Source organism: Paenibacillus taichungensis (genome assembly GCF_013359905.1).
Classification (GTDB): Bacteria; Bacillota; Bacilli; order Paenibacillales; family Paenibacillaceae; genus Paenibacillus; species Paenibacillus taichungensis.
Genome location: NZ_JABMCC010000121.1, coordinates 1,017,578 through 1,028,651, shown reverse-complemented (window position 1 = coordinate 1,028,651; position 11,074 = coordinate 1,017,578). Strand labels below are relative to the sequence as shown.

The 11,074-nt window shown below is 45.6% G+C and carries 7 protein-coding genes; 1 reads left to right on the top strand and 6 read right to left on the bottom strand.

Annotated elements, in window-relative coordinates; genetic code table 11:
• Nucleotides 1–142: 142 nt before the first annotated feature.
• From HP548_RS32530 to HP548_RS32505, 6 genes are all read right to left on the bottom strand, one after another.
• Nucleotides 143–1,804: an ABC transporter substrate-binding protein gene (locus HP548_RS32530; protein ID WP_175384046.1), complete on the bottom strand. Its 1,662-nt coding sequence runs from the start codon at nucleotides 1,802–1,804 to the stop codon at nucleotides 143–145.
• A 139-nt stretch (nucleotides 1,805–1,943) separates the two neighbouring features.
• Nucleotides 1,944–3,692 (bottom strand): sensor histidine kinase, encoded by a 1,749-nt coding sequence (locus tag HP548_RS32525; protein ID WP_343054964.1) that lies wholly within the window; start codon nucleotides 3,690–3,692, stop codon nucleotides 1,944–1,946.
• 12 nt (nucleotides 3,693–3,704) lie between these two features.
• A complete protein-coding gene (locus HP548_RS32520; RefSeq protein ID WP_175383962.1) occupies nucleotides 3,705–5,339 on the bottom strand; it encodes a response regulator in 1,635 nt (544 codons plus the stop codon).
• Between the two features lie 217 nt (nucleotides 5,340–5,556).
• Complete coding sequence (locus tag HP548_RS32515) at nucleotides 5,557–6,561, bottom strand: LacI family DNA-binding transcriptional regulator (RefSeq protein WP_076289875.1); 1,005 nt, start codon at nucleotides 6,559–6,561, stop codon at nucleotides 5,557–5,559.
• Between the two features lie 129 nt (nucleotides 6,562–6,690).
• Complete coding sequence (locus tag HP548_RS32510) at nucleotides 6,691–7,695, bottom strand: globin-coupled sensor protein (RefSeq protein WP_076289876.1); 1,005 nt, start codon at nucleotides 7,693–7,695, stop codon at nucleotides 6,691–6,693.
• A 246-nt stretch (nucleotides 7,696–7,941) separates the two neighbouring features.
• On the bottom strand, nucleotides 7,942–9,837 hold the full coding sequence (locus HP548_RS32505) for a PrkA family serine protein kinase (RefSeq protein ID WP_076289877.1): 1,896 nt from the start codon (nucleotides 9,835–9,837) through the stop codon (nucleotides 7,942–7,944).
• A gap of 361 nt (nucleotides 9,838–10,198) precedes the next feature.
• Here HP548_RS32505 and HP548_RS32500 point away from each other — a divergent pair, with 361 nt between their 5' ends.
• On the top strand, nucleotides 10,199–11,044 hold the full coding sequence (locus tag HP548_RS32500) for a DUF2161 domain-containing phosphodiesterase (protein ID WP_175383961.1): 846 nt from the start codon (nucleotides 10,199–10,201) through the stop codon (nucleotides 11,042–11,044).
• The last annotated feature ends 30 nt before the right edge of the window (nucleotides 11,045–11,074 follow it).

The following is an 11,074-nucleotide window of genomic DNA, read 5'->3' as shown; positions in this document are numbered from 1 at the left end:
ATTGATGTATATAGTCTAAACGTCCCAGACGTGAAAATCAACACTTTTTTCCAGATAAAACGAATGTTTAATATTGTCGAATTCCCATTCACCACGCGCCTTGCAGGCGTTTATCCCTCCGCGCCATCCTTTCCTCGCCACCTTATTCACCTTGGACCAATTTTGCCTTCTTGCGAACTTCTTCGGTCATCGTCTGTTCATAGTCCTTCACATCAAGCTTGTTGAATTCCTTCACATATTCATCCCAGAGTTTGTTAAAGTCAGACGGACTGGAGAGGACTAGTTTGGGTACATATTTCTTTTGCAAATCTGTACGTTTCTGTCCATAGATATGGGTTGGGGAACCTTGATCAAAAGCAATGCTCCAAGCCGGGTACCATGGACGTTCATCTGGCGCAGCAAACAATTGGGAGAACGTCTCCACGCCATACTTCTCCAGAATGAGCTTATCTCCATCCGTATAGGAGAATTGGGCAACTTCGGGTTGTCGTTCTACACCGACAGAATTACCGTCAGGCAGAGTCGAACCATTACCGTAACGCGGCCAGCTGTACTCAAAATATTTGAATCCGAAAGATTCACGGAACTCATCTGAATCTGTTTTCTGGATCATTTCCGCAGAGCGCGTAAATCGCCCCTTATCATCCACTTCGTAGGTCTCTCCTTTGATCCCCCAGTTGGACAGAATTTGATTCTCATCCGTTAATAGGTTATCGAAGAATTGGATGATACGGACAGGATCTTCTGCGCTTACGGTAATGCCAATTCCCCGGTTATTAACAAAGCTCGGCGGATCAGTATATTGATCCTTGGTGTTTGCGTCGTACACAATCGGCAGTGCCATATAACGCAAATCGTCATTACCGGCTTCCTTCAGATTGTTCATTTCCTGCCCTACCTGCCAGGCATAATCAAAGAATCCAAGCACTTTCCCACTGGTCACTTTCGCAAGATACTGGTCATAGTTATCGACAAAGGAGGACTTATCAAATAGCCCTAATGAATTCATTTCATTCAACTTCTGCATCCAGCGTTTGGTCTCTTCGGTGAGCCCATAGTCCTTGGCTTCCTGTGCCTGCATATCCACCATAATGGCTCCATCATTCGGATAACCTGCAAGATGCATGGCCGGGTTAGTGATCGTAAAAAATTTATCATCATACGTCAATGACAGGAATCCAGTCAATCCTTCATCTTTGTATTTGTCAGCGTATTGTTTAATCAGATCCATGTATTCATCCAGTGTTGTGATCTTTGGATATCCAGTCTCCTTTAATACACGCCGCTGTATCCAGAATGCACCTTGATCCACATTCGGATTAGGCAGATAGTCTCCAACCACTGCGCTCATGGGCAGAAAATAAATGTTGCCATCTTCCTCTTTCATCAGGTTGTAGTACGACTCATACACCCGTTTAATGTTGGGGCCATACTGATCAATCAGATCGTTGAGAGGAATAAATGCACCCGCATCCACAATTTTGTCAATAGCCCCGTCCGGGACCATCACATCGGGGTACTTATTACTTGCAATCATCGTTCCGATTTTGGTATTAATATCACCTACAAGGTATTCAATTTTGAAATTAACCCCCGTTTGTTCCTCCAGCTTTTTACCGATTGTAGTTTCATTTGTATTGATGTCCTTGCCGGAACCCGCTTTAAAATAGGTGAATGTCACTTTCTCTGTGCTTTCTTTACCGCCTCGCACTGCTCCGGATTCCGGATTAATCTCGCTTCTTCCCCAGGAACAAGCCGTCATCATGGTTAAAGCTAATGCTGCCAGTAGCCAGCGCTTCAGCATATGGTTAACCAATATGAACGCCCCCTCTTTCTCCCCCCACTGATGTAAGCACTCTCATTATAAGGTTGATGACAAACTTTGTTTACCTGATAAACTATATATTATTGCCTTATAATCTTTAATACTTTAACGTATTTGGTTAATCTTCGAGGGGTAAACCAATCTCGACACGTGTGCCAGTCCTAGGAGCGCTATCGATCTGAATATGGAACCGACTATCGTAGATCAGCTTCAGACGATAGATGACATTCTGTACTCCTACGCGATCACCCATTGAATCTTCCGTTTCCACGTAAGAAAGTAGCTGCTTTCTTTTCTCCTCTGTCATACCTGCCCCGGAATCCTCCACCACACAGATTAGTTCTGTACCTGTTCGCCGAATACAAAGCCGAATCTCCCCACCTTCCTTCAGTGGTTCGATCCCATGAATGCTGGCATTTTCAACAAAAGGTAACAATGTCATCTTGGGAATGGAACAATCTGCAGCCTCTGGGTCCAAATCAATCCTATAATTCAACTTGTGACCGAAACGATATTTCTGGATTTCAAGAAAACAGGTCACATACTCCAATTCTTCCTGAATGCTGACTTTATCCCGATTCCAGGTTAGGGCATTCCGAAAAATTTTAGCCATATGATAAATAATTCGTGCCGTCTCATCCTCATCTTTCATGAGACTGCGCATGCGGATGGTCTCCAGCGCATTGAATAAAAAGTGTGGATTAATCTGGCTCTGTAATGCGTTTAATTGGGCATGCCGCCGCTGTAACTCCAAATTTTTATGTTGAATGTCTGCCACGTAGACGTCGTTAATCAAACGATGGATCGTCATCGTCATGCGATTGAATTCGGCTGTAAGCTGCCCAATTTCGTCCGACGATTCCGGCTGTCTGATCGGTTCAAATCGCTGATGCTTCACTTTTTCCATGTGTTTCAATATTCGTGCCAGCCTCACGTGGATTGTACGTGTCATCCAGATAATGATCCAGGTTGGCAGAATCAGATTGATACAGGCCAGTACAACAACAAGGTGACTGGGTTTGCCCAATTCCTTATAAATTTCGGATTCATCGAACACTCCGTTGATTTTCCATCCCTCCATTTCACCGGACAATGGATAGGCCATTTCGAACTCTTTCTTACTTTGTTGATCCATGACATCGCCATAATTCAAGAGTTGACTGGTCCATGGGATACCAGAATCCGTCGAGTAGTCTATTTGTCCAGCCGGATTAATCAGATACAGGCTGCCCTGAACGTTAAGGTTGGTGAAAATTTGGCGAATCGTCGACGGCTTCAGATCCAGTCGTACGAACTTTTCCTTCCATCCGGGAAGAGCATCATAATAATTGAGTTTGCGTAAAATGCTGAACGTCTGCCGATTCCCTTCAGGACCGGATCTCATCAGAATGGGTGCGGAGTGTTCACTGTTTGCCAGCAGCCTGTATGGCTCGGACTGTCGAACCTCTTCAGTCAGAAACTCAACTCCCCCGGAAGGCAGTACACTTTTGTTATCCACATATATCGTCAAGCCTTGGAGGGAGCGGTAGCCGGAGTAATAGGTATTCAGGATTTTGCGAAGATAAGAATCATAGGCTTCGATATACTGAACCGGATTTGTATAATTCACATCCAGCATGTCATTTAATATACTGTCCGTATAAAAGCTTGAGGAAAAATCGGCCGCATTGCGAATCTCCCCCATAAATTGACTTCGAATCTGTTCCATTCCTTTGGAGAGGTCTGCCATTCGCTGGGATTTCACGTTCGCTATGGTCACCTGATAGAAAATAACATTCGTCAGGATAACGGGTACGAGTACAAAGAAAAGATACAAAATCAGCATTTTATCCCGTAGGCGGATATTATTAAAAAAGTTGAGCTTCACGGTGTCATCTCCCTACCCTTCATCCAGGATGCGATTTCGATATTCCGTAGGGGAACATGATTCCTTTTTCTCAAATTGAGTCGCGAAATAGTCACTGCTTCCGAACCCAACCCTCTCGGCAATTTCATATACTCGCATATCCGTCTGACGCAGCAGCTTCTTGGCTTCCTCCATCCGAAGCTGAAGCAGGAAGTCATTGAAATACACACCATACACCTTGCGGAAGCGTTGACCCAAATAGACCGGGTTCATGTAAAATTCGGAGGCAATACTTCTCAGACTAATATTGCTGCTGTAGTTGGCTTCAATATAATGTTTGATTTTAGTCATGGCTCCCCTGTGATTGTACTGACGCTGTTCCGCCAGTTTACGTGCTGAATCCAGCATAAAAACCGTCAACAACCGTTTAGCTTCAGCCAACGTTCCCCGATCTGCTTGCCATGCCAAAATTAGCTTGAACGAAGGTATCTCTTTCACATTCGCCTCAGCGGATTTCAGAATGGATAGAACCGCTGAGATCAATTGGTGAATTGCTGACGTCACGGCAACAGGAGCGTAATTGGCCGTTCTCATTCCGTTGAACCATTCACCCACTGCATTCTCCAACGCCTCAACCCGTTGTTCCTCCATAAGTGTCAGGAGTTCCTGCTCCTTTTCATGATCGGTATGCACCCACTGTACAGGTTCATGCTGCATGTCATCATACAGGACGATCCCACTCTTCTCTGAAATGAATTTATAGGAAATAGCCTTGAGTGCGGTCTGATAGGCATGTCCAATAAGTAAAGGTTCATAACAAACCTTTCCGATATATATGCTTACAGAGTCATGACCCATTTCGGCGAAGCAAGATTGCATCTGCCTGGCAACCTCATGAAGATTCATTGAATAGGGGTGCAGATGTTCCGCAGTTAACAGAACTCCGATACGTTCTCCATGCTCTTTTACATGAAGATACGAGCGATTTGCATACATCATTCCAAGAACAGACTGCACAATCCGGCCAAAATTCTCTCCGTTCCTGGCTCCCGGCTCCTCTTCTTGAGCATTATCCGAAACTCGGAAATGTGGTGTGTTATTCTCAAACAGCAGATATGCCAGTGCGTCGCCAGCACATGTACCCGTCAGTTCAGTCCACTGTTCAAGCGTTCCCAATTCCGATTCGCCATAGATAAACTGATCAATTAGTCTGACGTATTCCTGCTCACGTCTGGTTTGTTCAGCATGTTTGTGACGATTCAACTCCTCCGCCAGCTTGCGTAAAGTCCCTTCCAGTTCAATTTCATCAATTGGCTTCAAAATATAATCCTGCACCCCATACCTTACAGCCTGCTGGGCATAAGCAAAATCATTATATCCACTCACGATGATAAAATAGGGCTGTTTGCGCATGGTTAGAACCTGCTCATCACGCTCAACCGTACGCCGGATCAATTCCAGTCCATCCGTCTCCGGCATACGTATGTCCGTAATGACAACGTCTGGCTGCAGCTCTTCAATCCGGGTACAAGCCTCATCCCCATCATTCGCCTCTCCAGCCACCTCGAACCCGCATGCTTCCCAGCGGATCAGTTTTCGAAGTCCTTTGCGAGCATATACTTCATCATCAACCAGCAGTACCCGATGCATGACCATCACCCTTCCCATTGAATGACAATTGCAGTTTCCCTATATCCATCAGCAAAAGTAAGCGATTACATAAGTTTTTGTATTATTCTGCCTTTTATTGTTAGGGTCTGTGTGGCAAAAAGTCAACAGCTTTTCTTACCAGCTTTGCTCAGCAACTTCTGAACCCCGTTATTTCTTAAAATGAAACGACATACCAAAAAAGCACAGCCCATAGGCTGTGCTGGTTGGAAGATCTTTACGCTTGCGCAGGTGCAGTCGTTTGACGAATCACCAGATTGGATGGCTCCGTAATAACTGGTGGCGTATAAGCAGGATTTTCAATCATGGCGATCAGATATTCAATCGATTTGATCCCAATGGAATGAATATTTTGATTAATCGTGGTCAACCCTGGTTTGAACACTTCCGCATAGTATGTGTTATCAAATCCGACAACAGATACATCCTCGGGCACCCGTAAACCATGCTTCTCAATTTCGTGGATCGCACCAAAAGCAGACATATCTGAAGCACAGACAATCCCCGTAGGCTGGTCCTTCAATGCAAGCAATCGGCGAGCAGCCTTACTGCCCCCATCGAAAGAATAGTCACAAACCTCCAGGTACACCGTAGAATATGGAATGCCGCATACACGTAAGCCTTCCCGATATCCATCCAGTCGAAGATTCGCTACAGCAGGCCCAAGTGTACCTGAAATATAAGCAATTTTCTGGTGACCCAGTTCATGCAAATGCTTCACACTCATGGCAATGGCATTGGCATTATCCGTCGTTATGTATCCTGCCCGCTTGCCAAACAAGTCGGTATCGATGAACATCGTAGGAATCTCCGCAGTAACCAATTCCTGAAGACTCTTGTTGTCTCTTCCTTCCCCGAATACAACGACGCCATCTACATTTCGGCTGCGGCAATGTTTAATAAACGAGTATGTTGGATCATCAAAACGTGTAGATAAGCGAACAAGATCGTATCCACTGTTTTCCAGTGCTGTTTTGATTCCTTCAAGTAGCTCCGATACAAACGGATTGGTAAAAGGAACCGTCAACAACACACCTACCGTCCAAGAACGGCGTTTTACAAGTCCACGTGCAACCACATTTGGTTGATATTTCAATAGTTCGATAGCTATATTGACTTTTTTGCGAGTTTTGTCACTTACATCGGGATAATCGTTCAGCACTTTGGAAACGGTTGCAACAGATACGCCCGCCTCTTTGGCCACATCATGGATAGAAGCCACCTGATCACCTCAACCTCTTTCAAATCCCCTGTCTCCGGCTGCATTCACTATAACATCGGCAGGTTTGTCTACCCATTATAGCTTAAAACAGCCAGAAACGGTATCACAGCTTCCAGCCAGTATTAACGCCTATTCCTGATGATCCAATTTCCTGAGATCAAGTGCCAGTTTCTCCATAGTGGTAGCAAAAACCGCAAGCTCTTCTGATCGGGATGCCTGACGCCTTGCTCCCGAAGCAGTGTGCTCCGACTCCTGTTGAACACTACCTAGCTTCTTCATGATCTGTGCCAAGTTCGACTGAATTTTCCCTTGAGCCTCTCGGGAACTAGCCGCAAGCTTGCGAACCTCACTGGCAACCACCTCGAATCCCCGGCCAAATTCTCCTGCATGTGCAGCTTCAATGGCGGCATTCAAACCCACGAGATGACTCTGATCCGAGATTTCACGAATGATCTCACCCATTTTGCCAATCTGATGAATTTCCTTAGTCAGCTCTTCCAACAATCCATTTGCCTGATCCTGAGAAGCAGCCGTTTCTCTGGCCACATCAGAGATCGCCTGAGCATTTTCATTCAATTCACTAATCATGCCCGTCAACTGCTGGGTAATCTCCGTGATGGCCAGCAACGTATGCTGCTGATCTTCAGCGAGTTGATTTAATTTTTCCTTTTCCTTCTTCTCGTAAGCCTCCAATACAAGCTGTGAATCGAGATTGAACATTTTACTAAGAGCCTGGATGACCAGATGCCAGTGTTCGGGGATGACTTGCTGGAATATACTTGTTGCAATATCGAGGTAAACCATATACGTGCCCAGATAATAATCTTCGGACAAACCAATGCGGGAATGGACCAGTCCGATTGCAATGCGCTGTTCAATGTATGCATCATCAACTACACCATCGGTCATGGATAACCAGTATAGCTTTTGTGTTTCCTTCAAACGGTCAATGGACGAGAAGCGGGCAATCAGATCGACCAAATTCGGATAATTGCCTACATGATTGTAGAAATGGTCCACCACTTCGTCCACGACTTTCTCAAAAGCAGGTCGATGATCCGCAAGCAATTGTAGATCTCCGGCGGTCAACCCAATATAATCAAGTTGTTGTTGTCTTGCTATAGTAATACTCATAACTAGTTCTGTCAGCTCCTTAATAACCACAAAAAATATTAAATTGTAAATATCTGTTTACCGATTATAGACTAAATGACCTAATTTTACATATACCATTAGAACTAATTTGTCATGGAATTGACCTTCTCTGTCATTTTACTAGTCATAATTGTACAAATACCTATATAAAAAGACCCCTGACCCTGCTGTGAAGGAGCCTCACAGCAGGAGTCAGGAGCCTGATCCGGAATGGTTCGTTGCAGATTAGCGATTCAACAGACTACCCACATAACGGAGCAGTTCATTCGCACTAGCTGCGGTATATCCATGTTCTTCAATCAACCGTTTAATCACTTCATTCATTCGTTTCAGTTGAGTGGCATCTGGTGTCTTGGTTGAAGTTGTGATCTTCACAATATCCTTTAAGTCAGTGAACAGTTTCTTTTCAATCGCTTCACGCAAACGATCATGGCTGCTGTATTCGAATTTCCGTTCCTTCCGGGAATAAGCCGAGATGCGGATCAATATCTCTTCCCTGAAAGCTTTTTTAGCATTTTCGGAAATACCGATCTGTTCTTCTATCGAACGCATCAAACGCTCATCCGGGTCCATCTCCTCATCCGTCAGTGGATCACGAATTTTGGACCAGTTGCAGAATGCCTCGATATTATCGAGGTAATTTTCGAACAGCGTTCTGGCCGATTCTTCGAACGAGTAGACAAATGCTTTCTGTACTTCCTTCTTCGCCAGCTCATCATACTCTTTCCGAGCCAGGGCAATAAAGTTCAGGTAACGCTCGCGTTCCTCTTTTGTAATCGAAGCATGCTGATCCAGACCATCCTTGATCGCCCGGAGAATATCCAACGCGTTAATGCACTGAAGGTTTTGCTTAATCAAAGCACTGGATATCCGGTTGATGACATAACGTGGATCAATGCCCGACATGCCCTCATCCAAATATTCATTTTGCATCTCGCGCAGATCAGCTTCTTTGTACCCTTCGACTTCTTCACCGTCATACATCCGCATTTTTTTGACCAGATCCATGCCTTGTTTCTTCGTTTCTTTCAAGCGGGTAAGTATGGAGAAAATGGCTGCAGTCCGCAGGGCATGCGGTGCAATATGGACATGCTTCATATCACTTTGCTGAATGAGCTTGCCGTAAATCTTCTCTTCCTCGGAGACCTTCAGGTTGTAGGGAATCGGCATGACGATCATCCGGGATTGCAAGGCTTCATTCTTTTTGTTGGAAATAAATGATTTGTACTCGGATTCATTCGTATGCGCCACAATCATTTCATCCGCACTGATCAAGGCAAATCGGCCTGCTTTAAAATTACCTTCCTGCGTCAGCGATAAAAGGTTCCACAGAAACTTCTCATCACATTTCAGCATCTCCTGAAATTCCATCAATCCACGGTTGGCCTTGTTCAATTCACCGTCAAAACGATAGGCGCGCGGATCAGACTCAGAGCCGAATTCGGTAATGGTTGAGAAGTCGATACTTCCTGTCAGATCGGCAATATCTTGGGATTTGGGATCGGATGGACTGAATGTTCCGATTCCCACCCGGTTATCCTCGGAAATGATGACCCGTTCTACCCGCACCTTACTGATATCACCCCCATATTCCGTCCGAAGACGCATCTGGCAGGATGGGCAGAGATTGCCCTCAATGCGGACACCGATCTCCTTTTCCACTTCGGGACGAAGCTCCAGCGGAATCAGATGCAGAGGCTCCTCATGCATTGGGCATCCTTCAATGGCGTATACAGCACCCTTCTCTGTGCGGGAGAATTGTTCAAGGCCACGTTTCAGCAGCGTTACCAGTGTTGACTTACCTCCGCTGACTGGGCCCATCAGCAGCAGAATACGTTTACGAACATCCAGACGACGTGCTGCCGAGTGGAAATATTCTTCCACCAGCTTTTCAATGGAACGATCCAGCCCAAAAATCTCCTGTTCAAAAAACTTGTACCGTTTGTGCCCCCCAACTTCTTCCACGCCAAACGATTCAATCATCTGGTACACTCGTGCGTGAGCCGTCATTGCCGGAGTCGGGTCCTCTCTCAGCAGTGCAATATAATCTTCAAATGTCCCGTTCCATGATAAACGGTCACTCTCTGCCCGATGTTCCGCAACGCGTTCAAAAATATTCATGCTTGGTACCTCCCATGGCTCCTTTAGTGTGATTGTCAACCATTCCGAATGGTATGAAGAAATCAATAGAATTACGGCTTGTGCTTGAATACCAATCTTGCGGTCCGGATTAGTCCCGCCACCCTCTGTCCAAACATCATGTATTGTTGTGAAAAGTGTATTACATACCTATGCGGCAAATCGGATAAGTTGACCTCTTTTTTTCAATCCGCGGGTCTTAATTTGAGGCTTTCCCTGTTCTATCAGACATCTTGTGCACTCAGAAAAAAAAGAACGGATATGATATAATGAAGGTTCTAAATTCAAAAAACGGGACAATAGATGGCCAGAGACGAGCCACTTCAGGGAAGGAGCAGAAACGATGGCAGTAAAGTACGAAACTGAGTTATATTCACCTGTAAAGGCTTTTTTCGAACGACGCGGCTACGACGTGAAGGCTGAAGTCAAACATTGTGACCTGGTTGGGGTCAAATCGGATCAAAGTGAACCACTCATTGTGGAGATGAAAAAAACATTTAATCTGTCTCTGCTGCTACAGGGAATGCAGCGCCTGAAGCTCAGCCCCTTCGTGTATCTGGCTGTTGAGCGGAATCGTAGCAAGCGTGGTGCTGTGAACCAGCGTTGGGGCGATTTGACAGCACTATGCAGACAACTTGGGCTGGGCCTTATCACCGTTACGTTCTACAAAACCAAATCACCTCTGATTGATGTGCTGTGTGAACCTGCTGTCCAATCTCTTATACCTGGTAGCGGCACCGTTGTCCGTAAAGGCGGTATCCGGCGGCAGCGACTGCTGAAGGAATTCGACGAGCGCAGTGGTGACTACAACACGGGAGGAAGCACACGCAGGCAGCTGGTCACCGCTTACAGAGAAAAGGCATTACGTGTAGCTTTCGCCCTTCGCGCTCAGGGAGAAGCCTCCCCAGCCTCGATCAGCAAACAGACAAGTGTGGGCTCCGCTGCGGCCATTTTGCAAAAAAACTATTATGGCTGGTTCGAGCGGCTATCCCGTGGACGATATGTGCTGACGGTTAAGGGTGTGCAGGCACTAACCGAGCATGCTCATATGCTTGAGGATAATGATATGATTGAACGGAGTATAAATGAACTAGAAATAGATTTTTCCTTGAATCAACATGAAGACAGTGAGCTGGAACATATTGCGGAAGTAGCGGAGCCCTACCTGATCCATGGAAGGGATGACTGAGGCAACAGGCAGTGTAGTTCCATGCAAAAT